17 protein-coding genes and 4 pseudogenes are annotated in these 26598 nt (G+C 64.8%); 16 read left to right on the top strand and 5 right to left on the bottom strand.

Features of this window, described 5'->3' with window-relative positions; translation table 11 throughout:
• Positions 1–16: 16 nt before the first annotated feature.
• Positions 17–1588 (bottom strand): FAD-binding oxidoreductase, encoded by a 1572-nt coding sequence (locus ACVWYS_RS04425; protein ID WP_456509397.1) that lies wholly within the window; start codon positions 1586–1588, stop codon positions 17–19.
• Positions 1589–1786: 198 nt separating this feature from the next.
• On the opposite strand from ACVWYS_RS04425, the gene ACVWYS_RS04430 reads away from it, so the two are divergent.
• The gene (locus ACVWYS_RS04430) at positions 1787–3076 is read left to right on the top strand and encodes a PucR family transcriptional regulator (protein ID WP_344362607.1); all 1290 of its coding nucleotides are present in this window, start codon (positions 1787–1789) and stop codon (positions 3074–3076) included.
• Between the two features lie 384 nt (positions 3077–3460).
• On the opposite strand, the gene ACVWYS_RS04435 is transcribed toward ACVWYS_RS04430, so the two are convergent.
• On the bottom strand, positions 3461–4375 hold the full coding sequence (locus ACVWYS_RS04435; protein ID WP_456508521.1) for a DMT family transporter: 915 nt from the start codon (positions 4373–4375) through the stop codon (positions 3461–3463).
• Between the two features lie 432 nt (positions 4376–4807).
• Between ACVWYS_RS04435 and ACVWYS_RS04440 the strand changes: the two are divergent.
• The 5 genes and pseudogenes from ACVWYS_RS04440 to ACVWYS_RS04460 all read left to right on the top strand — a co-directional run.
• Positions 4808–5218 (top strand): annotated as a pseudogene (locus ACVWYS_RS04440) (IS110 family transposase); the annotation flags it as partial.
• A pseudogene (locus ACVWYS_RS04445) lies at positions 5201–5567 on the top strand (cupin domain-containing protein). The pseudogenes ACVWYS_RS04440 and ACVWYS_RS04445, both read left to right, overlap by 18 nt.
• Positions 5568–6050: 483 nt before the next feature.
• Positions 6051–7832, top strand: coding sequence for an ABC transporter family substrate-binding protein (locus ACVWYS_RS04450; RefSeq protein ID WP_116767310.1), 1782 nt, complete (start codon positions 6051–6053; stop codon positions 7830–7832).
• Between the two features lie 177 nt (positions 7833–8009).
• Positions 8010–9556, top strand: a pseudogene (locus ACVWYS_RS04455) (ABC transporter permease).
• A gap of 26 nt (positions 9557–9582) precedes the next feature.
• A complete protein-coding gene (locus tag ACVWYS_RS04460) occupies positions 9583–10713 on the top strand; it encodes an ABC transporter permease (RefSeq protein ID WP_456509132.1) in 1131 nt (376 codons plus the stop codon).
• A gap of 27 nt (positions 10714–10740) precedes the next feature.
• Here ACVWYS_RS04460 and ACVWYS_RS04465 read toward each other — a convergent pair whose 3' ends face one another.
• Positions 10741–11370 (bottom strand): PH domain-containing protein, encoded by a 630-nt coding sequence (locus ACVWYS_RS04465; RefSeq protein WP_116767313.1) that lies wholly within the window; start codon positions 11368–11370, stop codon positions 10741–10743.
• A gap of 79 nt (positions 11371–11449) precedes the next feature.
• Here ACVWYS_RS04465 and ACVWYS_RS04470 point away from each other — a divergent pair, with 79 nt between their 5' ends.
• The 5 genes and pseudogenes from ACVWYS_RS04470 (at position 11450) to ACVWYS_RS04490 (ending at position 19076) form a co-directional block, all read left to right on the top strand.
• Positions 11450–13276: an ABC transporter ATP-binding protein gene (locus tag ACVWYS_RS04470; protein ID WP_456508523.1), complete on the top strand. Its 1827-nt coding sequence runs from the start codon at positions 11450–11452 to the stop codon at positions 13274–13276.
• Between the two features lie 292 nt (positions 13277–13568).
• Entirely contained in the window at positions 13569–15209 is a 1641-nt protein-coding gene (locus ACVWYS_RS04475; RefSeq protein ID WP_116767315.1) for a peptide ABC transporter substrate-binding protein, read from the top strand.
• 224 nt (positions 15210–15433) lie between these two features.
• On the top strand, positions 15434–16363 hold the full coding sequence (locus ACVWYS_RS04480; RefSeq protein WP_116767316.1) for an ABC transporter permease: 930 nt from the start codon (positions 15434–15436) through the stop codon (positions 16361–16363).
• Entirely contained in the window at positions 16353–17345 is a 993-nt protein-coding gene (locus ACVWYS_RS04485; protein ID WP_116767317.1) for an ABC transporter permease, read from the top strand. The genes ACVWYS_RS04480 and ACVWYS_RS04485 overlap by 11 nt, the downstream gene beginning before the upstream one ends.
• An 11-nt stretch (positions 17346–17356) precedes the next feature.
• A pseudogene (locus ACVWYS_RS04490) lies at positions 17357–19076 on the top strand (dipeptide ABC transporter ATP-binding protein).
• A 210-nt stretch (positions 19077–19286) separates the two neighbouring features.
• On the opposite strand, the gene ACVWYS_RS04495 reads toward ACVWYS_RS04490, so the two are convergent.
• Complete coding sequence (locus ACVWYS_RS04495) at positions 19287–20177, bottom strand: SGNH/GDSL hydrolase family protein (RefSeq protein WP_116767319.1); 891 nt, start codon at positions 20175–20177, stop codon at positions 19287–19289.
• 293 nt (positions 20178–20470) lie between these two features.
• On the opposite strand from ACVWYS_RS04495, the gene typA reads away from it, so the two are divergent.
• The 3 genes from typA to ACVWYS_RS04510 all read left to right on the top strand — a co-directional run bounded on the left by typA (position 20471) and on the right by ACVWYS_RS04510 (position 23920).
• On the top strand, positions 20471–22399 hold the full coding sequence (gene typA / locus ACVWYS_RS04500; protein WP_116767320.1) for a translational GTPase TypA: 1929 nt from the start codon (positions 20471–20473) through the stop codon (positions 22397–22399).
• Between the two features lie 27 nt (positions 22400–22426).
• Positions 22427–22804, top strand: a complete 378-nt coding sequence (locus ACVWYS_RS04505) for a hypothetical protein (RefSeq protein WP_456508525.1) — start codon at positions 22427–22429, stop codon at positions 22802–22804.
• A gap of 306 nt (positions 22805–23110) precedes the next feature.
• Positions 23111–23920, top strand: coding sequence for a type IV toxin-antitoxin system AbiEi family antitoxin domain-containing protein (locus ACVWYS_RS04510; RefSeq protein WP_456508526.1), 810 nt, complete (start codon positions 23111–23113; stop codon positions 23918–23920).
• 589 nt (positions 23921–24509) lie between these two features.
• On the opposite strand, the gene ACVWYS_RS04515 is transcribed toward ACVWYS_RS04510, so the two are convergent.
• Positions 24510–24758, bottom strand: a complete 249-nt coding sequence (locus ACVWYS_RS04515) for a putative acetyltransferase (protein ID WP_344362635.1) — start codon at positions 24756–24758, stop codon at positions 24510–24512.
• Positions 24759–24911: 153 nt separating this feature from the next.
• Between ACVWYS_RS04515 and fdxA the strand changes: the two genes are divergently transcribed.
• Both fdxA and dapC read left to right on the top strand, forming a co-directional pair.
• Positions 24912–25238: a ferredoxin gene (gene fdxA / locus ACVWYS_RS04520; RefSeq protein ID WP_091248992.1), complete on the top strand. Its 327-nt coding sequence runs from the start codon at positions 24912–24914 to the stop codon at positions 25236–25238.
• A gap of 12 nt (positions 25239–25250) precedes the next feature.
• Entirely contained in the window at positions 25251–26399 is a 1149-nt protein-coding gene (dapC, locus tag ACVWYS_RS04525; RefSeq protein WP_456508527.1) for a succinyldiaminopimelate transaminase, read from the top strand.
• Positions 26400–26598 lie beyond the last annotated feature (199 nt).

Genomic DNA, 26598 nt, shown 5'->3' on the forward strand with positions numbered 1-26598 from the left:
TTTCGGTGGTGGAGTTCTAGGATTTCTTGGCCGGGGAGGGCCAGATGCCGTGGTTGCCCGGTGAGAGCGTTCCGGCGGGATCCAGCGCGTCCTTGAGGGAGGTGTAGAGGCGGTTCAGGGCGTGGTCGTTGAAGTCGAAGTTCTTTGCCACGTGCCCGATCAGTGAGGGGTGGGCGCGGTATTCGCTCCAGCCCCATTCGGCAGCCTTTTGACACATGAGTTCGACGGCGGCGTGTGCGGCTGCCGCTTCGGCGGGGTTGTTCACGTCGAAGAAGACCATGCAGGCGCCCACGAGGCTGCGGGTGTTGGCGATCCAACCGAAGCCCGCGACCAGTCCGGCTTCTTCGAGGATGGTCCGGACCATGAGCTCGTGTTTGGCGGCGGATTCGCCGTCGAACGGGATCGCGGGCGAGAAGTCGATGTGGCCCACGTTTTCGCCCATGTGCTTCCTCATCATGTCCAGCAGGAACATGTTGGGAATGCCGGCCGGGACCAGGTCCAGGGGGTGAACATCCTCGGGACTGACGTCGCCGCGGTAGGAGCGTAGGTCGACGGTGACTCCGGGCAGGTGGGCCACGGCGTCGGTAACAATGCGGCGTCGCGCCTCCACGATGGCTTCGTGGCCGTAGAAGGCAATGCGGGCGTGCCAGCGTCCCGGCGGCAGCGTCGCGGACAGCTTGGCCGCCTTCGACATGCCGGCAGTGTCCTCCATCGGGTTGGCCCGGCCGTCCGCTGGTTCCGGTGAGCTTGTGATCAGCGGCAGGCCCTGGATGGTGCCATCCAGCACGAGGGGGCGGAGCGCGTCGATGAGCGGGGCGATGTCCTCGTCGTTGTGGCAGATGATTGCCCCGGTGGTGAATACCTCCGGTTCGGGCATGAGCCAGACACCCATTTTGGACACGATGCCGAAGTTGGACTGCATGAACAGGCTGTCCAGGGAGGGGCCGAAGCCGCGTTTGTGCCGCTGCCACATGGGGCTATTGCTGATTGCGCCCAGGCCGGTGCGGACCACTTCGCCGGAGGCGAGGACCACTTCCATGCCGCAGACGGCGCTGGCGTGGTCGCCGTTGACGGTGTAGCCGTAGCCGTGGTCGAGGGTGTTTCCGACGATGCTTCCCCAACCGAGGTCCGGGACGGAAATCCAGAGCTTCAGCCCGCGGGCCTTGATCTCGTTGTAGAGGTCGAAGAAGCTCACGCCGGGCTCGAGCAGGGCGTAGCCGGCAGCTTCGTTGATTTCCAGGATCTTGTTCATCCGGCGCAGGCTCAGGACCACGGAGCCGTTGACCACCGGCGCGGAGCCGCCGTAGCCGTAGTTGCGTCCGGTGGAGGAGGTCCAGAGCTGGATCTGCAGTTCATTGGCAATCCGGACCACAGCCTGGATTTCCTCAACGGTGGAGGGCTGGACCACGAAGGAGGGCTGGTAGTCCCCGGCGTCTGCGCCTTCGTAGGGGTCGTGGAACTCCTTGACCTGTCTCTCATCCAGCAGGACGGCGTCGGCGCCGAGGACGTCGGTCATGCGGGCGATGGCCTGGGTCAGGACCGACGGCGAAGATTTGAGTTCGGTGGATGTTGTCATGTGCTGTGTCACGCTCCGTTGCTTGACGGGTGTTCAACTCCGAACACCGGTTGCTTCAAGTGTGGTGTGGCACACAGGGTTGGCTCTTGGTGCCGGACGGCAAGAAAAGTCGCTTTGTATGGCGCCTGGGAGCAAAGACGTCCCGACGGATCCCTATACTTGGCTTCCGGTGGGCAAGACCAAGGGTGGTTTGTGACAGTGATGCAATGGATGGAAAGTCTCCGCCCGACAGGGGATGGTGCGGTGGATGGCCCGGCGTCGGATCCGGAGATCATTGCCAGCGCCGAGACGGAAATTGGCGCGCCAGCCACGGCATGGGCCGTCGAGGCTGCCGCGGAGATAGTCCGCCAAGTGGATGAGGACTTCAGGCTCGCCGGGACACCCGGCATGATGACCGGTACCGAGCGCGAGGGCTGTGAAGCGTCCCTCCTCACAACCTTGATCGGTTTGCACCGCGGCACCGCGGCAGCTGACATCGTGGCTCCGCGCGGCGCTCAGGAAAATGTGCGTTTGTCCGTGCGGCAAGGCGTCCCGATCGGGTCCGTGCTGCGCACCGTCTGGGCCTGCCACACCCGGGTCCAGGATGCGCTGCTGGCCGTCATCGAGCACGAAGTCCCAGCGGACCGCATGGTCGCTGAAGTGCGGGAGCTCAACGCAGCCCTTTTTTCTTACGTGAACTCCTACGTCAGCGACCTCATGCACGGCTACGAAGACGAACTCTCCCTGTGGCATGGCAGGCTTCCAGCCGAACGGCTGAGGGTTCTCACGGCAATCCTCGACGGCGAAGAGCCCGGCGCGGACGCCGAACGCATTCTCGGCATCCGGCTCGGCAGGCACCATCTGGTCGCCTTGGCCTGGCCCGCCACCAGCGGGCACATCCCGGACCGTGAGGCGGCGCGCCAGCGATTCGGCACCGACGCGGCGCAGGCGCTCGGCGCCGCCGGCTTCCTGACCGTCGAGTACCAAGGCACGACGCTCTTCTGGTGGGGGTTCAACACACGCCCGCATCCCTCAGTGGCGAATGTGCTTCGTGCTGTACCACGTGCCGATTGGATCCACCTCGCAGCCGGACGGCCCGGCTCCGGGCTAGCCGGTCTTCGGGACAGCCACTTTGAGGCACAACAGGCCGCGCGGGTCGCACGGCTTTCGCCGCGGCAGAAATTCTGGGACTACGACGACGCCGGCATGCTGGCCCTGCTCATTGCCGACCCGCAGGGGGCCGCAAGATTCGTGCAGGTCCAGCTCGGTGGCCTGCTGGGCACAGATCAAAAACTAACCGACGTCCGCGACACGCTACGCCACTTCCTGCTGGCTGGCAGCAGCCGCCTCGCCGCAGCCCAAGCCTTGCATTTGGCCACGAACACCGTGGCGTACAGGGTCAAACGAGCCGCCGAGCTACTCGGCCGGCCGATCAGCGAGAACCCAGCGGTGACCCTTGCGGCGCTGGAGATGGCGCATGCGTTCCCGCATCTAATGGACGCCCCGGCGCTTGGGCAGTGACGGAGCGGGCGGAGATACCGAGGTGGATGCCTGCTCGCAAGGTATGCGCCGACATCCACCTGACGTGATGGTTCTCGGCTACGTAACGTGGTGGAATTTAGACTGGCGCTCTAACGTCTGGCGAGACCTCGGCCCCCTCGGCGGTCGAGAGACCGAGTTCACTGCTGCATCTCAGGAGTGTGCGATCCGGCATGGGACGACACTATTAGGAGGCCGCAAAGCGCGCGGCGGCCATGCCCGGTTGCCATTACCTTAGGGTTCCGTTCACGCCCGACGGCGAAACGCACAAGGTGGGTCCGGCTCCGACCGTGGCAGACACCGCACTGATCTGCCCGGCCAGAGGCATCAAAGTCTCCACTCTGAAACAGTTGTGCCGGGTCCGGGCTATTTGGCCGTAGCGCTGGCCGGTGCTTTTTTGACAGTGGCCAGCAGGAGGACTCCGGCGACGGCTGTGGCGCCGGCAAGCAGGAATGCGATGAATGCTTCTGCCGGGGCTGTGTCGGCCTCACCGAGGACGGCAATGCCCAGGGTGACGGCGACGAGCGGATCGATTACTGTCAGGCCTGCGACGACGAGTTCGGATGTCCCTCGGGTGTGGGCGTTTTGGACCAGGAATGTCCCGAACAGGGCGGCGATGATTAGCCCTGCCAGACAGGTCAGGGACAGCCATTCGAAGTCGCCCTGGAAGAGCCGGGCAATGACGGTTTTGGCCAGGGCCGCGACAAACCCGAAGAGGATCCCGGCTCCGGCCGTGAACACGACGGCGCCCCAGCGGTGGCGCCAGAGACCGAAACCCGTCCCGAGCGCGGCGAGGACAGCGCCGAGCAGTATCAGAATAGTGATGAGGTGCCGGTCGTTGATTTCAACATCCCGCGCGGAAACTGCAGCGACTGCAACGAACACCCCCACACCGGCAATGCACAGGGCCACGGATGTGAGCGCGCGGCGGCCCGGGGACCTCCGGGTCGTTCTGGCGGTAGCCAGGGTGGTGACCACAAGGGCGACCGCCCCGATGGGCTGCACAACGATCAGGGGTGAGAATCTCAGGCTCGTGAGCTGCAGGAGGATTGCCGCTCCCAGCATGGCTGTGCCGGCGAGCCAGGCCGGTTTGCCCAGGAGGGCTTGCAACCGGCCCCCGCCCATGCTCCCGGCTGCGCGCCCCGGTGCGGGCCCCTGCTCGTCTACGGCTTTGTGTTGGAAGAGGGTGCCGAGGGCCAGCAGGATCGCTCCGGCGAGGGCGATCGGGATGCCAAGCCAGTGATACGACGACAAGGTCGGCACGGCGACAGTCTGGATCATGATCCGACCCTACAGGTGGCTTGCCGCGCTGACCGCACCGTCTCAGCGTCTTCCTGTGAACGCGCCCGAAGATCCCGAAGCCCTTCCAGAGTTTCTCGAGCTGGCCGGTTCCCGCGTGAGAACGCCCTCCGCTTTTCTCAAGGGGCAGGAATGGACATGGCCGCCGGTGAGTCGGTTGGGGAAGGGACGGCCGTCCCGGACGGGCTCGAAGTCACGGTGTCTGCCGGCGTGGGCGTTGCAGTTGGCGACGGAGTCGGCCGGGGCGGAAGCGGGATTGGCACGTAGTCCGGCGGGTACTCCGGCAGCGGGACAGCGGACCTGGAGTCACACTCGGGTACCCATTGGACGTGTCCATGAAGAATGTCGTCATCGATCTGTTCAATATGTATGCGGCCGCGTCGCTGCATTCTGGCCCTTTGGGCCGCTATGTAGGTGCGAGGAGCTTTGCCTGCAGGGATCAGCCACAAAGCCCATAATCGCTGCGTCGTGATCGACGCGGACGGAAACCGGCTGCTCTCGCAGAAAATCCCCAACGACGAACCCGCCCTGCTCGAACTCATCGCCACCGTACTGAAACTCGCCGAAGGCTACGACGTCATCTGGGCGACCGACCTGAACCACGGCGGACCCGCGCTTCTGATCGCCATCCTCGTCGCCCACGGCCAGACCATCCTCTACATCCCCGGCCGGATCGTGCACCACGCCTCCAAGCTCTACCGCGGAGAGGGCAAAACAGACGCGAAAGACGCAGCCGTCATCGCCGACCAGGCCCGGATGCGCAAAGACCTCCAAGCTCTACGGGCCGGGGACGAGATCAGAACGGGCCTGCGGATCCTCACCGCTGGCGACGTGTGGCTGGATCCGATCGCTCTTCCCCACGAGAGCAACCAGACTATGGTCGTCGCAACCGTCCGCTTCGCTCCCGGCGCGCGGACGGCCTGGCACTCCCACTAGCACGGCCAGTACTTGCGCGTCACCCAAGGCGTAGGACGTTTCGGTACCCGGGACGGAAGAATCATCGAAGTCCATCCCGACCAGACGCCTTACACCCCGCCCGGGGGAGGAGCATTGGCACGCCACCGCCCCCGGCTCCTTCATGGAACACATCGCCATGCTGCAAGACGGCGAGGACCCGGCCAAGACCACCACCTGGGGCGAACACATCACAGACGACGAGTACAATGGCCTCTAACCACCTACGCCATTCACGGCCCGAAAAGTTGAGGTCCGCATCTCACATCGAAACGGCACCCCGCATCTAGGGCAGCTCTCGCATACGACAGTTGAGCAGAGGTTAGTCGGCTACGGAACGTGGTCGAATTCCGCTTCAACGTCTGATGTCCTCCGCCCGGCAGTGCGGTAATTCTGCCAAGTAAAGACGGATTAACTGGAAGGCCCCGATTTTCGGATCGGGGCTTTTCCTGTGTCCGGATCTATTAATCTTTTCCATCCCGGCCGTCAATGTTTCTGTGGAACGATGGCCCTGCTGAGCCTGTCCAATGTTGCAGCTCGGTAACGAACTTTACAGTGAGTCAACTTTGGTGGCTCTTGGCCGCATTTGGGGTTTACGCTTCATGCCATGTGAGACGGCCCACACTGCCGCTGGGGGAGTGTGGACGTCTGTCCGGCGCTGTAGGCGCCGGTCTCACCCACACCACAGAAACAAGGAGGCGGAATGCGCTTGGGTCGTATTTCCAAAGCAGTGGGCGTGGCGGCAGTAGCTGCCATCGCCCTCAGCGCCTGCGCAGGCAACAGCGGCGGGACAACCCCGTCAACTGCGGCCGCAGCAGGCAAGCAAGGCGGATCGGCAACCGTAGTCGAGGTCAACGCGTTCAACACGTTCAACCCGAACACGGCTGACGGAAACACTGACATCAACTCAAAGATCAGCTACGCCACGCACTCAGGGTTCTTCTACATCGACAACAAGCTCAACGTCGTCCGCAATGAGAAGTTCGGCAAGATGGAAAAGGTCTCGGACGACCCCCTGACGGTCAAGTACACCATCAATGACGGCGTGAAGTGGTCAGACGGCACGCCTGTGACCTCGGCCGACCTCCTGCTGCAGTGGGCCGCCTTCTCCGGCTACTACAACGACGCCAATGCGGACGCCAAGACCGGAACGTCCTACTTCTCCTACGCCGGTGACCCCACCGGCCTGGCGCTTACCGACTTCCCGGAGCTCAGCGACGACGGCAAGTCCATGACGCTGAAGTACTCCAAGCCCTTCGCCGACTGGGAAATCGCCCTCGGCGGCCCCGGCGTCGACATCCCGGCCCACGTCCTCGCCAAGAAGGCGGGCCTGGCCGACGCCAAGGCATTCGTCGACCTCCTCAAGGGCACTCCCCGCGGCGACGCCAAGGCCCCCAAGCCGGCGAACGCTCAGCTCAAGGCCATGGCAGACCTGTGGAACACCGGCTTTGACACCAAGACCCTGCCGGCCGATCCGAGCCTCTACCTCTCCAACGGCCCGTTCATCGTCAAGAGCGTCAACCAGGACCAGTCCCTGACCATGGTCAAGAACCAGGACTACAACTGGGGCCCGACACCCAACCTGGACGAAATCACCGTCCGTTACATCGGTGAGGCCCCCGCCCAGGTCCAGGCCCTCAAGAACGGCGAAGCCGACATCATCGCCCCGCAGGCGTCCGCTGACACCGTGGAGCAGCTCAAGGCGCTTGAGAGCCAGGGCGTGACGGTCGACGTCGGCAACCAGCTCGCGTACGACCACATCGACCTGAACTACTCGGGCCCCTTTGCCGACAAGAACGTCCGTGAGGCGTTCATGAAGGCCGTCCCGCGCGCGGACATCGTCGACAAGATCGTCAAGAAGCTCGACCCGAAGGCTGCTCCGCTTGACTCGCAGCTCTTCGTGCCGGATCAGGCCCCCTATGCCGACTCCGTGAAGAACAACGGATCCTCCGCCTACCAGGGCGTGGACATCGACGGCGCCAAGAAGCTCCTCAACGGTGCCACCCCCACGGTCCGCATCATGTACAACAAGGACAACCCCAACCGTGTCGATGCTTTCTCCCTGATCAGCGAGTCCGCCACCAAGGCCGGCTTCAAGATCGTTGACGGCGGCCTCGGCAAGTCCGACTGGGGCAAGGCCCTCGGTGACGGCACCTACGACGCCACCATCTTCGGCTGGAGCAACTCCGGTGTCGGCGTGTCCGGCGTCCCGCAGATCTTCAAGACCGGCAACGACTCCAACTTCAACAAGTTCAGCGACCCGGCAGCGGACAAACTGATGGACGAACTGATTGTCACCACCGACAAGAGCAAGCAGGACGGCCTCGTAACGCAGATCGACAAGATGATCTGGGATTCGGCCTACGGCCTTCCGCTCTTCCAGTCGGTTGGCGTGGACGCATACAGCGACCGCATCACCGGTGTGAAGTACATGCCGAACCAGACCGGCGTTTGGTGGAACTTCTGGGAATGGGCACAGAAGTAGCCCGCGACCGCAAGTAACACTGCTGGAAAGGCGTCGGGACCACAGCTTTCGGTCCCGGCGCCTTTCTGGCGACCTCCCTGGCGATGCCGTGGTTCCGCCGCCACATCGGCGGGAACCGGCCAAACTCCGCGACCGGCCCGGGCAATCCCCGGGCCCGAACTCCGAGGTTCTATACCAATGGTGACCTACATCTTCCGGCGGCTTGTGACTGCCGCCCTCATACTTCTCGGCGCATCCTACTTCGTGTATCTCCTGACAGCGGCGTCCGGCGATCCCCTGGAGGAGTTCCGTGCCAGCAACTCGCCGCAGAAGCAGCAGCTCATGGACGCGAGAACCGAGCTCCTGCAGCTGGACACCCCCGCCCCGCTGCGGTATTTCAAGTGGTTCGGCGGCGCGGTCCAGTGCCTCGTTCCATTCGCCAACTCGTGTGACCTCGGAAAGAACATCGCCGGCCAGCCCGTCACCGAGGCTCTCGGCTTCGCGCTCGTGCAGACCCTGACGCTCGTCACCGGGGCCACCGTGCTTGCCATCCTGATCGGCATCACCCTGGGCATCGTCACCGCGCTGCGGCAGTACAGCACGCTGGACTACGGCGTGACCTTCATGGCCTTCCTGTTCTTCTCCCTGCCGATCTTCTGGGTGGCCGTCCTGCTCAAGGAATTCGGCGCCATCGGGTTCAACAACTTCCTGCGAAACCCCGAGGTTCCGCTGCCGACGGCACTCGGCATCGGCGTCGTCGCCGGCGCGCTGACGGCGGTCGCGGCGGGCGGGGCCATGAAGCGCCGGCTGCTGACCGGTGCCATCGTCTTCGCCTTCGTCACCGCGGTGCTGATCTACTTCTCCGCCACCGAATGGTTCAAGACCCCGGGCCTCGGTCCCGTGATCATCGCCATCGCATCGCCGGTGCAGGCATCGCCTTCGCCGTCACCCTGCTCTCCGCCGGACTGAAAAACCGCAAGGCCCTTCAGTCGGCCCTGATCTCCGTCGGCGTCGGCGTCGTGCTGTACTTCGTCCTGCAGCCGCTGCTCAACGATGCGACGTTCCTCATGATCGTGATCCTGGCGGTCGCCTTTGTCCTGATCGGCATGGGCATCGGCTACGTGGTGGGGGGCTACGACCGGGGGCAGTCCATGCGGGCCGCGGCGATCACCTCCTTCCTGGTCGGCTTCCTGATCCTGCTGGATCGTTACATGCAGGCCTGGCCCAGCTACTTCAACAACAGCCGTGTGCGCGGCCGGCCCATCGCCACTATCGGTGCCAGCACACCGAACATTGAGGGTGACTTCTGGGTCCTGAGCCTTGACTCCTTCACCCACCTGATCCTGCCCACCCTGGCCCTGATCCTCATCTCGCTGGCCAGCTACACGCGGTTCACCCGTGCCTCGATGCTGGAAATCATGAACATGGACTACATCCGCACGGCCCGGGCCAAAGGCCTGAGCGAGCGGACCGTCGTCATGCGCCACGCCTTCCGTAACGCCCTGATCCCGATCGCCACGATCGTCGCCTTCGATATCGGAGCACTGATCGGCGGTGCAGTCATCACCGAAACAGTCTTCTCGGTCCGTGGCATGGGCTTCCTCTTCCTGGACGGGATCGCTCATGTCGACCCCAACCCGGTCATGGGCGTCTTCATCTGCGTCGCCATCACGGCCATGGTCTTCAATCTGATTGCGGACCTGGCCTACTCCGCACTGGATCCGCGCGTAAGGGTAAAATCATGAGCCAGCCAAGTCAGCAGGAAGTAATCATGGCCGAAGACGGCTCGCGGATATCAGCCGCGGCAGGAATTGAGCCGGTCCTCGAGGCAAAGGGCCTCAGCCAGGGCCAGATCGTCCGCAAGCGGTTCCTCGGGCACTCCGGCGCCATCATCGGCCTCGTGGTCTTCGCCCTCATCTTTGTCATGGCCTTCACCTCGGTGGGCTACCTGGGCATTCCGGGCTGGTGGAAGTACACCCACGAGCAAGTCTCCCCGCTGGTCAACGACGGCGCACCGACGTCCTCGCTGTGGCCCCTGGCCTGGGGCGAACATCCGTTTGGCCAGGACAGGATCGGCCGGGACCTGTTCGCCATGACCATGCGCGGCGCCCAGCAGTCCATCACCATCATGCTCGTGATCGGCCTCATCGCGGGCCTGATCGGCGCGGTGGTCGGTGCCATCTCCGGCTACTTCAGGGGCTGGGCAGAGGCCATCCTGATGCGCGTGACTGACGTCATCATCATCATTCCGGCCCTGCTGCTAGCCGCCGTCATGGCGCAGCTCGCCGGCCGCCGGGACCAGGGGAGCTGGTTCGCCTCCTTCGCCAGCACCAACGGCGTCCTGGCCCTCGGAATCTTCCTGGGCCTGATCAGCTGGGTAAGCCTGGCCCGCCTGATGCGCGGCGAATTCCTGTCACTGCGAGAACGCGAGTTCGTGGATGCGGCCAGGATTTCCGGCGCCAGCAATGCCAGGATCATCTTCAAGCACATCCTGCCCAACGCCGTCGGCGTGCTGATCGTGAACGTCACCCTGACGATGTCCGCGGCCATCCTCACCGAAACGGCACTGAGCTACCTCGGCGTCGGCGTCAAGGCCCCGGACACTTCCCTGGGCCTGCTCATCTCGCAGAACCAGCAGGCCTTCGCCACCCGGCCCTGGCTCTTCTGGTTCCCGGGCATGTTTATCGTGCTCATCTGCCTCAGCATCAACTTCATCGGCGACGGCCTGCGCGATGCCTTTGACCCGCGGCAGAAGAAGTTCAACGCCAAGAAGGCGGTGGACCACAGGGGGACTGCCGTGCCGGCAAGTGCTGTCACAGCCCCCGACGGTCCCGGGTATGAGCAATCCGGGCCCGAGGGATCACGGTACGACGGACCTGCCGACGGAACACAGGGCAAGTAGATGCCGGCCCCCTGCGGCAGGTCCGCGCTAGCCGGCGGTAACCGCCAGGTAGCTCGCCGCCAGAAGCAGTACGACGGCGCCAATCGCCACCCAGCGGACGGTGACGGTCGCATCGGTGGCGGCAGCGTCGTCTGCGGCGAGCTGTCCGCTTTCCACCAGCTCATGCCACCGTGCCCGCACCAGCATGGCGGCCTGGCCGGAGTCCGTGGTCTTCAGGTCGCCGGGGCGGACCGACCTGCCGGGTCCGTAGGTGGTTGCCGGCAGGCCGTGGAGGTCTTCCGGGCGGCCATTGCGACCGCCCCAGATTCCGGGAGCGGGCGCGGCCCAGGAGACGTAGCTCTTCCGGGCCGTCACCAGGGTGAGTGCAAAGCGGGTATCAACGTGCACCAGCGCGGCCCACGGAACCTCGATCGAGCGGAACGGATTTTCCAGGGTGACGCCGGAATCGTGCACCACCACGGACGGCATCCAGAACAGTTGCCAGCCCATGAACGCAATGAAGGCCAGCGGGGCGACGCCCGCCAGCGCTCCCGGCCCTGCCATGACAACCGTGGCGACGACACCGAACGCGGCCACCGTCCACGACAGCCAGGCGAACCATTTGTTCGTCCGTGCCTTGAAGACTTCAACATTTCCGGCGTGCGGCGCAGTGCTCATGCCCCCAATAATTCAGTATTCCGAGCCGCAGCACTAATTCCCGGTGCACCGGCGGCTCGGGCGGAAGGATGGCCCCATCATGACTGACTTCATTACCCTCGATCCGCCGGCGGCACCCGCGCACGGCAAGGGGGAAATCGTCCTGGAGGTCCGGGACCTCAGCGTGGATTTCGGCGTGGACAAAAAATGGGTCCCGGCTGCGATCGGCCTGAACTACGAGGTGCGGGCCGGCGAAGTGCTCGCCATCGTGGGGGAGTCCGGTTCCGGAAAGAGTGCCAGTTCAATGGCGCTGCTGGGCCTGTTGCCCAGTAACAGCCGTGTGACCGGAAGTGTCAAGCTCGCCGGCCGGGAGCTGCTGGGAACCAATGAGGCCAATATCCGGGCCGTCCGCGGCAAGGACGTCGCGGTGATCTTCCAGGAGCCGATGACGGCCCTGAACCCGGTCTACACCGTGGGGTCGCAGATTGTAGAAACTGTGCGTCTGCACAACGAAGTTTCCCCGGAAGAAGCGCGGCGCAAGGCCCTGCGCATGCTGGAACTTGTCGAACTGCCCGATCCCGAGAAAGCCTTCCGGTCTTACCCGCACCAGCTCTCCGGCGGGCAGCGCCAGCGCGCCATGATCGCGCAGTCGCTCTCCTGCGACCCGAAGCTGCTGATTGCGGACGAGCCCACCACGGCCCTCGACGTGACCGTCCAGGCCGAAATCCTTGACCTCATGCGCAACCTGCGCAACAAGCTGGACAGCGCCATTGTGCTCATCACGCACGACATGGGCGTGGTGGCCGACCTCGCCGACCGGATCGCCGTCATGCGCCGGGGACTCATCGTGGAGACGGGCACCGCGGCGCAGATCTTCCACAACCCGCAGCACGAATACACCCAGGCCCTGCTGGCCGCGGTCCCGCACCTGGGCCAAGGCGGTTCGGATTCGGTGTCGGACGTCGATGTCACTGCCGCCCTCGCCGCCGCCACCCACGCCGAGATCCTCTCCATTCCGGAAGACGAGCTGATCCGGCGAGAGCGGGAGAACGCCGCTGCCCTGGCCGCGGCCGAGGCCGCCAAGCCAAAGGGTGAGCCGGTCCTGGAACTCACCGACGTCGCCATCGAATACCCCAAGCAGGGCCGGGTGCCGGCCTTCCGGGCTGTGGAGGGCGCCAACCTGGTCATCTACCCCGGGCAGGTGGTCGGCCTGGTCGGCGAGTCGGGCTCGGGCAAGACCACCATTGGCCGCGCCGCCGTCGGCCTGCTGCCGGTGGCGGCGGGCACCATGCGGGTCGTCGGGCAGGACATTTCTGCCGCCAAGAGGAACGGCCGGCAGCTCCACGCGATGCGCCGGCATGTCGGCATGGTGTTCCAGGACCCGTCCTCGTCCCTGAACCCCAGGCTTCCCATCGGGGAAAGCATCGGCGAGCCGATGTTCCTCGCGGGGGTCGCGAAGGGCGCCGAGCTGCAGCACCGGATCGAGGCACTCCTGGACCAGGTCGAGCTTCCGCGGGACTACCGCAACCGCTACCCGCACGAACTCTCCGGCGGCCAGAAACAGCGCGTCGGGATCGCGCGCGCACTCTCGCTCAAGCCGAAGCTCATGGTCGCCGACGAGCCCACCTCGGCCCTGGACGTCTCCGTCCAGGCCAAGGTGCTCGATCTCTTCCAGAACCTGCAAAAGGAACTGGGCTTCGCCTGCCTCTTCGTCACCCACGACCTCGCCGTGGTCGACGTGCTCGCGGACCGGATCTGCGTCATGCAACGCGGCAGAATCGTCGAACAGGGGACCCGGGACCAGATCCTGCGCAACCCGCAGGAGCCCTACACCCAGCGGCTTCTGGCCGCGGTTCCGCTGCCGGATCCGGACAAGCAGCGCGAGCGCCGTGAGCTGCGCGCGCAGCTGCTGTCGGGGGCCAGCTAAGGTGTGCCCCGGGGGCTGAAAACCGCCCGCTTCGAGTTAATCCGGAGTAACCCGGATCACAGTTCGGGCGAATACTACCAGCCGGTAGCGTGTGACTTGAAATACTTTGCGCATGACGCTTGCCGTCATGAGGTTGTCGGATCACGGTTTGGCAACGGAGTTCCAACATTTGGACATTTTGGGGCTAGGCTACTTCCTTATGTAGGCCACGTCACAGGGGATACCCCTGTGCCTGCCTTCGGGGAAGCATAAGTTTTTCCCTCACGAACTCCCACAACTCATAGGAGGCGGAATGCGTTTTTCGCGCACTTCCAAAGCACTGGGCATGGTGGCTATCGCCGCCCTCGCCCTGACCGGATGCGGTGCCAGCGGCTCCGCAACCGGTAGCGGCAGTAACGGCGGCGACACCAGCAAAGTGATCCTCGCCGACGGCTCCGAACCCCAGCGTCCCCTGATGCCGGCCGACACCAACGAGGTCGGCGGCGGCAAGGTCATCGACATGATCTTCGCGGGTCTGGTCAGCTACGACCCCAGCGGCAAGCCGGTCAACGAGCTCGCCGAGTCCATCGAGGGCAAGGACGGCCAGCACTTCACCATCAAGATCAAGAAGGACCAGAAGTTCACGAACGGCGAGGCCATCACGGCCAAGACCTTCGTCGATTCCTGGAACTTCGGGGCCGCAGCAAAGAACGCACAGCTCAGCGGAGGCTTCTTCGAAAGCATCAAGGGCTACGACGAGGCCAGCGCAGAAGGCTCCACCGTCGACACCATGTCCGGCCTGAAGGTCGTTGACGATCAGACGTTCACCGTCGAACTGAAGCAGCCGGAATCCGACTGGCCGCTTCGCCTGGGCTACACCGCGTTTGTTCCGGTTCCCTCCGGCGCCCTGAAGGACCCGAAGGGCTTTGGCGAGAAGCCGGTCGGCAACGGCCCCTACAAGCTTGCGGACGGCGGCTGGCAGCACAACGTGCAGATCCAGCTCGTTCCGAACCCGGACTACAACGGCCCGCGCAAGGCCAAGAACGCCGGCGTGACCTTCAAGATCTTCCAGAACGACGACGCCGCCTACCAGGATCTGCTGTCCAACAACCTGGACATCCTGCAGACCATCCCGACCAGCGCGCTGAAGAACTTCAAGTCTGACCTCGGCGACCGCACCATCAACAAGCCGTACGCCGGCAACCAGACCATCGCCATCCCGGAATACCTGCCGGAGTGGAGCGGCGACGCCGGAAAGCTCCGCCGCCAGGCGATCTCCATGGCGATCAACCGCGACGAGATCACCAAGGTGATCTTCAACGGTGCACGCCAGCCCGCCAAGGACTTCACCGCTCCCGTGCTTGACGGCTACAGCGACGCGATCCCGGGTGCTGACAACCTGAAGTTTGACGCCACCAAGGCCAAGGAAGCTTGGGCCAAGGCCGACGCCATCCAGAAGTGGGACCCCAACGAGACGTTCACCATCGCCTACAACGCCGACAAGGGCGGACACAAGGCGTGGGTTGAGGCTGTTGTCAACCAGCTCAAGAACACCCTCGGCATCAAGGTTGAAGGCAAGCCGTACTCCACCTTCAAGGAAGCCCGCAACGACGCCACCGCCAAGACCCTCACCGGCTCCATCCGCGCCGGCTGGCAGGCAGACTACCCGTCGCTGTACAACTTCCTCGGCCCGATCTACAAGACCGGAGCCGGCTCCAACGACGCCAACTACGCGAACCCGACGTTCGACAAGGCCGTCTCCGACGGCCTGAACGCCTCGTCCGTCAGCGACGGCAACAAGGCCATGAACAAGGCCCAGGAAATCCTCCTGAACGACCTGCCGGCCATCCCCCTGTGGTACCAGGTTGCCCAGGGCGGCTGGAGCGACAAGGTCACCAACGTTGACTACGGCTGGGACGGCGTCCCGCTGTACTACAACATCACCGGTAAGTAACACCTGAGCGACGGCGGGGGCCGCCCACACTGGGGCCTCCGCCGTCGTCGTGCTTTTCGCACGCCTAATTTTTCTTGATGCCCGACTCTTCGGGCGAACTTTTCGCAGCCCTGCCGCCGTGAGTGAACCGGCGCCGGTCTGCATCCATAGTGAAAAGGTTCTTTGATGAACAACTCCGCCGCATCCCTGGACAGGATGCCTGCCAACGAGGGTGTGACTCGCTGATGTCGACCTACATCCTCAAGCGTTTCCTGCAACTGATTCCCGTCTTCCTCGGCGCCACACTGCTGGTCTACTTCCTGGTCTTCAGCCTCCCCGGCGACCCCATCGTGGCACTGTTCGGCGACAAGCCGGTCAACGTGGCCGTCGCAGCCAAGCTGCGGGAGCAGTACCACCTGGACCAGCCGTTCTGGATGCAATACCTGCTCTACCTCAAGAGCATCTTCACGTTCGACCTCGGCCAGGACTTCTCCGGACGTCCCATTGCAACAGTGCTTGGCGAGGTCTTCCCCGTCACGGCGCGGCTGGCCATCATGGCGCTGATCTTCGAGGGTGTCTTCGGCATCGTCTTCGGCCTCATCGCCGGACTGCGGAAGGGCAAGTTGTTTGACGCCACGGTTCTGATCGCTTCACTGATCGTGATCGCTATTCCGATCTTCGTCCTGGGATTCCTGCTGCAGTTCACCATCGGCGTCCAGCTGGGCTGGGCCAAGCCCACAGTTAGTTCCGCCGCTACAATCCCGGACCTCATCCTGCCCGCGATCGTGCTGGGACTGGGATCCTTTGCCTATGTGCTGCGTCTGACCCGCACGTCGGTCATCGAAAACATGAACGCCGACTACGTGCGCACCGCCACCGCCAAGGGACTGTCCCGGTTTCAGGTGGTGCGCGTCCACATCCTGCGCAACTCCCTGATTCCCGTCATTACTTTCCTGGGCGCCGACCTCGGTGCCTTGATGGGCGGCGCGATCGTGACCGAGGGCATTTTCAACGTCCCGGGCGTAGGCAACCGGCTCTACCGGGCCGTCCTGTCGGGCGAAGGCCCCACCGTGGTCTCGATCGTCACCGTCCTGGTGCTGATCTACTGCCTGTCCAACCTGCTCGTTGACCTGCTTTACGGCTGGCTTGACCCGAGGATCCGTTATGACTCCTGAGAACACCACCGCACGCCACGCCGTCGCCACCCGTCCGGCCCGCCGGATGGAGCACTTCGTGGCCGATGTCTCCGAGACTCCGCTCCAGGCAACGGACCGGGTCAAGGACGAAGCCGCACCGCTGAGCCTTTGGGGCGAGGCCTGGAAGAACCTGCGCAAGCAGCCGCTCTTCCTCATCTCCGCATTCCTGATCCTGGTGGTAGTGGCGGTCTCCCTCTTCCCTGCTCTCTTCTCGCCGATCGACCCGACGTCGGAGGCATGCCAGCTGGCCAACTCCGACGCCGGCCCCGCCGCGGGCCACCCCCTGGGCTTCACCCAGCAGGGCTGCGACGTCTATGCCCGCGTCATCTTCGGCACACGCTCCTCGGTGACGGTGGGCCTCTTCACCACCATCGGGGTCCTCCTCATCGGCTGCATCCTGGGTGCTGTGGCCGGCTACTACGGCGGTTGGGTCGACTCCATCCTTGCGCGCATCAATGACATTTTCTTCGCGCTGCCGCTGATCCTGGGCGCAATCGTGCTCATGCAGCTGCCGATGTTCCGGACGAACCGGACGGTCTGGACACTTGTGCTTATCCTGGTGGTCTTCGGCTGGCCGCAGATCGCCCGCATCACCCGCGGCGCCGTCATCGAGGTCCGCAATGCCGACTTCGTCACGGCCGCCCGGTCACTCGGCGTCTCGAAGTTCGGTGCCCTCATGCGCCACGTCCTGCCGAACTCGCTGGCTCCGATCATCGTCGTGGCCACCATCTCTCTGGGCACGTTCATCGTGGCCGAATCCACGCTGTCGTTCCTCGGCATCGGGCTGCCGCCCAGCGTCATGTCCTGGGGCAACGACATCCAGGCGGCGCAGTCCTCGCTCCGGTCCAACCCGATGCCGCTGCTCTACCCGGCCATCGCGTTGTCCATCACCGTCCTGAGCTTCATCATGCTGGGCGATGCCCTGCGTGATGCGCTCGATCCCAAAGCCCGCAAGCGATGAAAGGGGACACCATGAGCGCCTCTGTTGAACTCCAGGAAGCGGAATACGCCACTGAGCTCCCGCTTCTTGAAATCAAAGACCTGGCAATCGGCTTCACCACCAGCAACGGCGCGGTTAACGCCGTCCGCAACGCTCACCTCACCATCATGCCGGGCGAAACCGTCGCGATCGTGGGCGAGTCGGGTTCCGGCAAGTCCACCACCGCCCTGGCCGCAATCGGCCTGCTCCCGGGCAACGGCCGCGTCTCGGCAGGCCAGATCCTCTTCGACGGGGAGGACATCTCCAACGCCAGCGAAAAGCGGATGATCGAACTCCGCGGCAACAGCATCGGCATGGTCCCGCAGGACCCGATGTCCAACCTGAACCCGGTCTGGAAGATCGGCGACCAGGTGCGCGAGACGCTGAAGGCCAACGGGCTGCCCAACGGCCCCGACGACGTCGCAAAGGTCCTGTCCCAGGCCGGGTTGCCGGACGCCGCCAGCCGCGCCAAGCAGTACCCACACGAGTTCTCCGGCGGCATGCGCCAGCGCGCGCTGATCGCCATCGGGCTCTCCTGCCAGCCCCGGCTGCTCATCGCGGACGAGCCCACCTCGGCGTTGGACGTCACCGTGCAGCGACAGATCCTCGATCACCTGGACAAGATGACCACCGAGCTGGGCACCGCCGTGCTGCTGATCACGCACGACCTCGGCCTCGCCGCCGAGCGCGCCGACCAGGTAGTGGTCATGTACCGCGGCCAGGTCGTCGAATCCGGGCCGTCGCTGGAGCTGCTGCAGAACCCGCAGCACCCGTACACCCAGCGGCTGGTCGCCTCGGCGCCGTCGCTGGCGTCCCGGCGCATCCAGGCCGCCAAGGAACTGGGCGTGGAAACGGACGACATGCTCGCCTCCGCCGAGACCGGCGTGGTTGAACCGTCAAAGACCGACGAGATCCTGCAGATCCAGGACCTCAAGAAGGTGTTCAAGCTGCGTTCGGGCCTGGGTAAGTCCACGGACTTCACCGCCGTTGACAACGTCTCCTTCAGCGTCAAGCGGGGAACCACGACGGCGATCGTGGGGGAGTCGGGGTCCGGCAAGTCCACGGTGGCGCAGATGGTTCTGAACCTCCTGTCGCCGACCTCGGGCAAGATCATCTTCGACGGCGTGGACACCTCCACGCTGAACAGCAAGGAACTCTTCGCCTTCCGGCGCCGGGTGCAGCCGATCTTCCAGGACCCGTACGGTTCCCTGGACCCGATGTACAACATCTTCAGGACCATCGAGGAGCCGCTGCGGACCCACAAAATCGGGGACAAGGCGAGCCGCGAGAAGAAGGTCCGGGAACTCCTGGACCAGGTGGCGCTGCCGCAGTCCACGATGCAGCGGTACCCGAATGAGCTCTCCGGCGCTCGGCCAGCGCCAGCGCGTCGCGATCGCGCGGGCACTGGCACTGGACCCCGAAGTGATCATCTGCGACGAGGCCGTCTCGGCACTGGACGTGCTGGTGCAGGCGCAGGTGCTGAACCTGCTCGCCGAACTGCAGTCCCGGCTGGGCCTGACCTACCTGTTCATCACCCACGACCTCGCGGTGGTCCGGCAGATCGCGGACCACGTGTGCGTCATGCAGAAGGGCAAGCTGGTGGAGACCGGTTCCACGGACGACGTCTTCGATGCGCCGCAGCAGGAATACACCATGGCCCTGCTCAACGCCATCCCCGGTGCCGGCCTCATCCTGCCGCCGGAAGTCGCCTGAGCCTTTAACACAGCTGACAGGTCCGGGCAGCAGATGCGCCTGGTAACAGCAAGCCTGCACCACCAAGTGCGCCTGTACGTCTGTAACAACAAAGGAGCCGGTGTCCGCCCGTAAAGGCGCGCACCGGCTCCTTTGTCGTGCAGGTTCCCTTGCTGCTTGCTGCTTGGTACTTGGTGCTTGGTGCTCCGGGCCGCCCTGACCGGGCCGGCGTTAGTGGGCCAAGCCGGAGACGAGGCCGGCGTCCTGGTATTCCAGTCCCATGGACTCAAGCCGCTGGCCGAAGACGGCGCCGAGAGCCGCATGGCCCTGCCTGTTCAGGTGAACCCCGTCCGCCATCGAACCCGTGAGGTTGTAGCGGGTGAGCCAGTCTCCGGCGCTGACGAACGGCAGTCCGTGCCGGCTCGCCACGGTCCCCAGCAGCGTGTCCACCTGGCTCCGGCGTCCTCCGCCGAAGCTGGCGCCGCGCGCGAGCGTGCCGACCATGAGCATCCGCGCCGCAGGATAGCGCTGGCGGATGCTGGCGATCAGCCGCTCGGCATTGGCGACGATCTGCGAGTCAGTGGCGCCGCGTGCGGCGTCGTTTCCGCCGCCTTCAATCACCACCAGGGGAGGGGTGCCGTAGGGGAGCTTCCAGTCACCGCGCTGGAGCGCGTCAATGTAGTTGCCGGTCTTGCCGTTCGACGCCACGTAACCGGTGCCGCCCCGGCCGCAGAAGAAGACTTTGTACCCCGCCGCGGCCAGGCCCTGTCTGGGCCAGCCGAAGGACGGCTCCGATTGGGAGTCGCCAATCAATACCGCGATGTTGCTGGTGTCCTTGACGATCACCTCGTCGCGGCCGTTGGCAGGATTGCGGTAGATCGAACCGCCGGCCAAGTCTGCGGGATTGATTCCGGAACCGACCCGGGTCTTTCCCGGCGAGCCTGCAGCCACCGGCACGCCTGCGCCGTTGGCTGCGCCACCGGCCTGGGCGGCCGCCCGTGGCGCGGCGGAAGTGCCCGCGTCGGACGCAGGTGAGGAAGAAGCCTGCCCGCAGCCGCCAAGAACTACGCCTACGGCGATCATCGTTGCGACAAAGCGGGACAGAGCCGAGGCGTTTCGCATGAATGTCTCCGGGCTTGCTTGCTGCTATGAGAGCAATGATGGGGCATGGGAGCGGGAAAATCCAGTGACTTTACTCACAGGTAACAATCGACTTTCGTGTGTCCTTCCGGCGCTGTCCACCTCGGCAGGGTCGGCCGCCGGATCATCGGACGTTCGCATTTTAGGCCAATAAATAGCCTAGCCCTTAGACTTGTATCAGGTGCCCTGTGTCGAAAGGGCGTATCCGTCGTGCGTTCCGGTTGGAAATGTCGCGATACCACAGCTGACTTCACCACTGAATCGAGCAATAACGCATGTCTGAAACCACCACCAACACCGCGGTAGCCACTGCATCGCGCAGTGACCTGCGCAACGTCGCGATCGTGGCCCACGTTGACCACGGCAAGACCACTCTGGTCGACGCCATGCTCAAGCAGACCAACTCCTTTGCCGAGCACAACCACCTCGAGGACCGTGTCATGGACTCCGGTGACCTCGAGCGTGAAAAGGGCATCACCATCCTGGCCAAGAACACCACGGTGGCCTACAACGGACCGTCCTCCCAGGGCGAGACCATCACCATCAACGTCATCGACACCCCCGGCCACGCCGACTTCGGTGGCGAGGTTGAGCGCGGTCTGTCCATGGTCGACGGCGTCGTCCTCCTCGTCGACGCATCTGAGGGCCCGCTGCCCCAGACCCGCTTCGTGCTGCGCAAGGCACTGGCTGCGCACCTGCCGGTGATCCTCCTCGTCAACAAGACCGACCGCCCGGACGCGCGGATCGAAGAAGTTGTCCACGAGTCCATGGACCTGCTCCTGGGCCTGGCCTCTGACCTCGCGGACGAAGTTCCGGACCTGGACCTGGACAAGATCCTGAACGTTCCGGTCGTTTACGCCGCAGCCAAGGTCGGCCGCGCTTCCCTCGAGCAGCCCGCCGACGGCACCGCCCCGGAGAACGAGGACCTCGAGCCGCTCTTCAAGGCCATCATCGAGCACATCCCGGCTCCGACCTACAACCCGGACGGTGTCCTGCAGGCGCACGTCACCAACCTGGACGCCTCGCCGTTCCTCGGCCGCCTCGCGCTGCTGCGCATCTACAACGGCACCCTGCGCAAGGGCCAGACCGTGGCCTGGGCCCGTGCCAACGGTGAGCTGAAGAGCGTCAAGATCACCGAACTGCTGGCCACCAAGGCACTGGACCGTGTTCCGGCCGAATCCGCCGGCCCCGGCGAGATCGTCGCCGTCGCCGGTATCGAAGACATCACCATCGGTGAGACCCTGACCGACGTCGACAACCCGCAGCCGCTGCCGCTGATCACTGTTGACGACCCGGCCATCTCCATGACCATCGGTATCAACACCTCCCCGCTGGCCGGCAAGGTCAAGGGCGCCAAGGTCACGGCCCGCCAGGTCAAGGACCGCCTGGACAAGGAACTGATCGGTAACGTCTCCATCAAGGTGCTCCCCACCGAGCGTCCTGACGCCTGGGAAGTCCAGGGCCGTGGCGAGCTCGCGCTGGCCATCCTGGTCGAGCAGATGCGTCGCGAAGGCTTCGAACTGACCGTAGGCAAGCCGCAGGTTGTGACCAAGACGGTCGACGGCAAGATCCACGAACCGATGGAGCACATGACCATCGACGTGCCGGAAGAGTACCTCGGCGCCGTCACGCAGCTCATGGCGGCCCGCAAGGGCCGCATGACCAACATGGCCAACCACGGCACCGGCTGGTGCCGCATGGAGTTCATCGTTCCGGCGCGTGGCCTGATCGGTTTCCGCACCAAGTTCCTCACGGACACCCGCGGCGCCGGCATCGCGGCCTCCATCTCCGAAGGCTACGAGCCGTGGGCCGGCCCGATCGAGTACCGTACCAACGGTTCGATGATCGCCGACCGCGCCGGTGTTGTGACCCCGTTCGCGATGATCAACCTGCAGGAGCGCGGCTCCTTCTTCGTCAAGCCCACCTCCGAGGTTTACGAAGGCATGATCGTGGGCGAGAACTCCCGCGCCGACGACATGGACGTCAACATCACGAAGGAAAAGAAGCTCACCAACATGCGTGCAGCTTCCTCGGACACCTTCGAGAACCTGACGCCGCCGCGCGACCTGACCCTCGAAGAGTCCCTCGAATTCGCCCGCGAGGACGAGTGCGTGGAGGTTACCCCGGATTCCATCCGTATCCGCAAGGTCATCCTGGACACCAACGAGCGTGCCAAGGCCAACCGCGCCCGCGCCAAGGTCTGATCCCGGTATACGGGCTTCGGCTGACACGTGACTAAGAGAGCTGCCGGTATGGCAGGCGGCATTGCCGCCGCCGTGCCGGCAGCTCTTTTTGTTGCCCTGGCCGGCACCGCCCTGCACCGGCACGATCTGCTTCTGGGCAGCCTGCAGGTTCCGTGGGGCGCGGCCGCGGCCCTGCTCCTGCTGGGCTCGGCCGAGGTCTGGCTCGGGGCCGCGTTCCGTTCCATCATTCCGATAGCCGTCTGCGGACTTCTCTGCTACGCACTGACCGGCTGGTGGTCCACCCTGGAAACGGGCAAGCGCCTGGTAATCGGCGACACCGCGGGCAACATCTGGGTCTTCGGCATCGCCGGCATCACCGTGGCCATGCTCGCCTGGTGCCGACGCTACCGGCTGCCTACGGGCTAAGCGCGACCCTCCTCGCTCCCTGCACCCGCTCCCTGCACCCGCTCCCTGCACCCGCTCCCTCCACGGGACATGCTCATTTTTCGCCCGCTCGAGTGGGCACAACGGCATCATGTCCAGCGCAAAGCCGGTTCGCGGGACATGCCTAGTCCTCACCGGTGGACATGCCCTGTGCTACCTCCGGTGCACGGACATGCCCACCGTCACTCCTGGTCGACGTCCTGGCAGCAATGGCTCTGCGGTTCCAAGTTCTCCACATAGCGCTGGATCGGACTTCTCGGGCGCGACGTGCGACTCCACCATGGGTGGATGGCCAACATCATCGAAGTGCTTTCCAAATACGACGGCGTCGCCCGCGCCAAATACATTGCAGCGGCGGGTGTCTCCGATTTCCAGCTCAAGTCCGCGATGGCCTCGGGAGCCGTATCCCGCGTCGCCCGTGGCGTCTATGCGCTGCCCGGGGCTGACGAGCAGCTGATTTCCATCCGCTCCCTTCCGGCAGAACCGGCCTGCATCACAGCGGCCCACTGCGGCGGCCTATGGGTTCTCTCGGCCCCTGCCCAGCCGCACGTAGCCCTCACCCACAGCCGGAGCTACCAGGGCTTCGTCTGTCACAGATCGGCCACACCGCCGACTCTCCTGGACACGGTCATCCAATGCCTGCGCTGTTTGCCGGAACCCGACGGGCTGATCATCGCCGAGTCCGCCGTCGTACTCAAGGGACTTCAGATTGGTGCCCTGCGCCGCCGGCTGGATGGCCGGAACGATGCCCGGGAGCGGCGGATCGTGTCGGCCATCGTTCCGCAATCGCAGTCGCTGATTGAGTGCTTGGCCCGGTTTCATCTGCGGCGTGCCGGCTTCCACGTCGAATCACAGGTCAACGTTCCGGGCATGGGGCATCTGGACCTGATGGTCGACGGCCGTCTTGGGATTGAGACCGACGGGGCTGGATTCCACATGGACAAAGCCAGCTTCGAGGAGGACCGACGGCGCTGGAACGTCACCACTCGCCGCGGAATCCCGACACTGATCGTGAGCTACCCGCTGCTGCGGGACCATCCCGAAGAATTCATCGCGATGGTCCGTGAAACCCTCAACAGGTTGTCCGCAGCCGCTTAGAGCCGGACGCAATTTCCGCCTTGATGCGTCCTGCAGGGCGCCCTTGAGATACGTCCTTCCATCATGGGACATGTCCTGCGCCGTGCCAGTCCGTCACTGGACATGTCCTGCGCCGTGCCAGTCGGTCACTGGACATGTCCTGCGCCGTGCCAGTCGGTCACTGGACATGTCCCTGGCTGCCTCGTTCCGCCGTTGGACATGTCCCGCACTGGCCTTCAGTGATGGACATGATGCCGGGATGTCCATGGCTGGCAACAAGGGGAGAGCATGTCCATCGGTTGCGGGCAATCAGGGAGGGCATGTCCGGTGGTCGGAGCGAGGGGAAGACATGTCCACGGGGTGCGGGCAGGTGAGAAGCGCGTGTCCACTGCCAGAGCCCGGGGGAGGGCATGTCCATTGGTAGAGAAGCTATGGCCGGATATGCACGCGGCTGGCAACAAGGGGAGGGCATGTCCATCGGTTGGGGCAATCAGAGAGGGCATGTCCATTGGTTGGAGCGTGGGGGGCACATGTCCATCGGCTGAGGTGTGGGGAGGGCACATGTCCATGGGCTGAGGTGTGGGGAGGGCATGTCCACTGGCCGGGCCGGTCAGGGCGCTTGCACCCGCGGGGCGCGGCGCGGCGGGGCCGGGGGGACTTCCTTGGCCGCCACGACGAGGGGGAGCGCAATGACGACGTCGGACCGGCGGGTGCGGACGGTGCACGCGCCGTCGGCCCGTTCCACGAGCTCGCCGAGCGCATCCGTCAGGCCGCCCTCGATCCGGTAGCGGACCACAACCCGGGTGCCGAGCGGGGCGCCGGAGAGGAACTGCTGGGGCAACGGCAATGGCGAGCTCATCAGATCATAGTAAGACGTGGACCGTGTATGACGTCCCGCTAGGTTCGCGGGAACAGGCTGGGAGATAATAGGCTCAGAAGTCAGCAGCCCGGCGCTCAGGCCGGGCAAACCATCCGGCCGGTCGCCGGGAACCAACGTGGAGAGGCCAGGGACGTGACGTACGTAATCGCGCAGCCGTGTGTAGATGTCAAAGACAAGGCATGTATTGAGGAGTGCCCCGTCGATTGCATTTACGAGGGTGAGCGTTCCCTGTACATCCACCCGGACGAGTGCGTGGACTGCGGTGCATGCGAGCCGGTCTGCCCCGTCGAAGCGATCTACTACGAGGACGACACCCCGGACGAGTGGGCCGATTACTACAAGGCCAACGTCGAGTTCTTTGACGAGCTCGGCTCGCCGGGCGGAGCCGCGAAGGTCGGGAACACCCACACGGACCACCCCATGATCGCCGCCCTGCCGCCGCAGAACCAAGACAACTAGGGCGGCGCTGCAGTGGCATCCGCGGTGCGCACTTTCGGCCTGAGCCTGCCCGACTACCCGTGGGAGGCCTTGGCGCCCTATCTCGCAACGGCGTCCCGGCACGCGGCAGGAACCGTCAACCTTTCCATCGGCACGCCGGTGGACCCGACGCCGGCCCTCATCCAGGACGCGCTGCGCGCCGCCGCGGACGCCCCCGGTTATCCCACGGTGCACGGAACGCCGGCACTGCGGGAGGCGATCGCCGGCTGGTTTGAGCGCCGGCGCGGCGTGCCCGGGCTGGATCCGCAGAACGTGATGCCGACGGTGGGATCCAAGGAACTCGTCGCGTGGCTGCCGTTCCTGCTCGGCCTGAAGCCGGGCGACGTCGTGGTCCGTCCCACGGTCGCTTACCCCACCTATGACATCGGCGCCACCTTCGCCGGTGCCGAGCACATCGCCGCCGACGACCTCGACGAGCTCGACGCCGGGACCCGCGCCCGCGTGCGGCTGGTCTGGGTCAACTCTCCGGCGAACCCCACCGGCAGCGTCCGGGACATCGCTTCGCTGCGACGGATCGTCCGGCAGGCCCGCGAGCTCGGCGCCGTCGTCGCATCCGACGAATGTTACGCCGAACTCGGCTGGGGGGAGTGGGACGTCCAGCGCGGCGGCACCCCGGTCCCCAGCATCCTGGATCCGCAGGTCGCCGAAGGCTCCCATGATGGTCTGCTCGCCGTCTATTCGCTCAGCAAACAGTCCAACCTTGCCGGTTACCGGGCCGCCTTCGTCGCCGGCGATCCGGCGATCATGGCGAATCTGGTCAACAGCCGCAAGCACGCCGGCATGATCGTCCCCTACCCGGTCCAGGAAGCCATGCGCGTCGCACTGGGCGACGACGCCCACGTCACGGCGCAGAAGGACCTCTACAGGGGCCGGCGGGAGCGGATCGTCCCCGCGTTGGAGAGCTTCGGGCTGACGATTCATGAGTCCCGCGCGGGCCTCTATTTGTGGGGCACCGCCGGCGAAGCGACGTGGGACACCGTGGGCAGGCTCGCGGACCGCGGAATCGTCGTTGGCCCCGGGGTTTTCTACGGCGACGCCGGCAACGGATTCATCCGGGTGGCGCTGACCGCAAGCGACGAGAGGATCGACGCCGCCGCGGCGCGGCTGGCCAGCGGAGCGTAACAATGCTGTGACGCCTACCACATGTGGCGTCTTTTCGGCGCTTTGGAGTCCTCTCGGATTAGTGCCACCCGCGAAGTGACGGTACTTTTTAACTGACGATCAATGGTGGCTTTCCACAAGAAGGCAGCGCAGCCTTTGGAAATCCTGTCCGCACAGGATCCGCGGGCAGCTTCACCAGATGTTGGACCAGCTTTCGACA

The sequence above is a fragment of the Arthrobacter sp. TE12231 genome (assembly GCF_054062895.1).

Excerpts from the sequence above, each read along its gene's own strand:
- ACVWYS_RS04430 (WP_344362607.1), top strand. The coding sequence starts at position 1,787 with ATGGAAAGTCTCCGCCCGACAGGGGATGGTGCGGTGGATGGCCCGGCG.
- ACVWYS_RS04435 (WP_456508521.1), bottom strand. The coding sequence starts at position 4,375 with ATGATCCAGACTGTCGCCGTGCCGACCTTGTCGTCGTATCACTGGCTT.
- ACVWYS_RS04450 (WP_116767310.1), top strand. The coding sequence starts at position 6,051 with ATGCGCTTGGGTCGTATTTCCAAAGCAGTGGGCGTGGCGGCAGTAGCT.
- ACVWYS_RS04460 (WP_456509132.1), top strand. The coding sequence starts at position 9,583 with ATGGCCGAAGACGGCTCGCGGATATCAGCCGCGGCAGGAATTGAGCCG.
- ACVWYS_RS04465 (WP_116767313.1), bottom strand. The coding sequence starts at position 11,370 with ATGAGCACTGCGCCGCACGCCGGAAATGTTGAAGTCTTCAAGGCACGG.
- ACVWYS_RS04470 (WP_456508523.1), top strand. The coding sequence starts at position 11,450 with ATGACTGACTTCATTACCCTCGATCCGCCGGCGGCACCCGCGCACGGC.
- ACVWYS_RS04475 (WP_116767315.1), top strand. The coding sequence starts at position 13,569 with ATGCGTTTTTCGCGCACTTCCAAAGCACTGGGCATGGTGGCTATCGCC.
- ACVWYS_RS04480 (WP_116767316.1), top strand. The coding sequence starts at position 15,434 with ATGTCGACCTACATCCTCAAGCGTTTCCTGCAACTGATTCCCGTCTTC.
- ACVWYS_RS04485 (WP_116767317.1), top strand. The coding sequence starts at position 16,353 with ATGACTCCTGAGAACACCACCGCACGCCACGCCGTCGCCACCCGTCCG.
- ACVWYS_RS04495 (WP_116767319.1), bottom strand. The coding sequence starts at position 20,177 with ATGCGAAACGCCTCGGCTCTGTCCCGCTTTGTCGCAACGATGATCGCC.
- typA (WP_116767320.1), top strand. The coding sequence starts at position 20,471 with ATGTCTGAAACCACCACCAACACCGCGGTAGCCACTGCATCGCGCAGT.
- ACVWYS_RS04510 (WP_456508526.1), top strand. The coding sequence starts at position 23,111 with ATGGCCAACATCATCGAAGTGCTTTCCAAATACGACGGCGTCGCCCGC.
- ACVWYS_RS04515 (WP_344362635.1), bottom strand. The coding sequence starts at position 24,758 with ATGAGCTCGCCATTGCCGTTGCCCCAGCAGTTCCTCTCCGGCGCCCCG.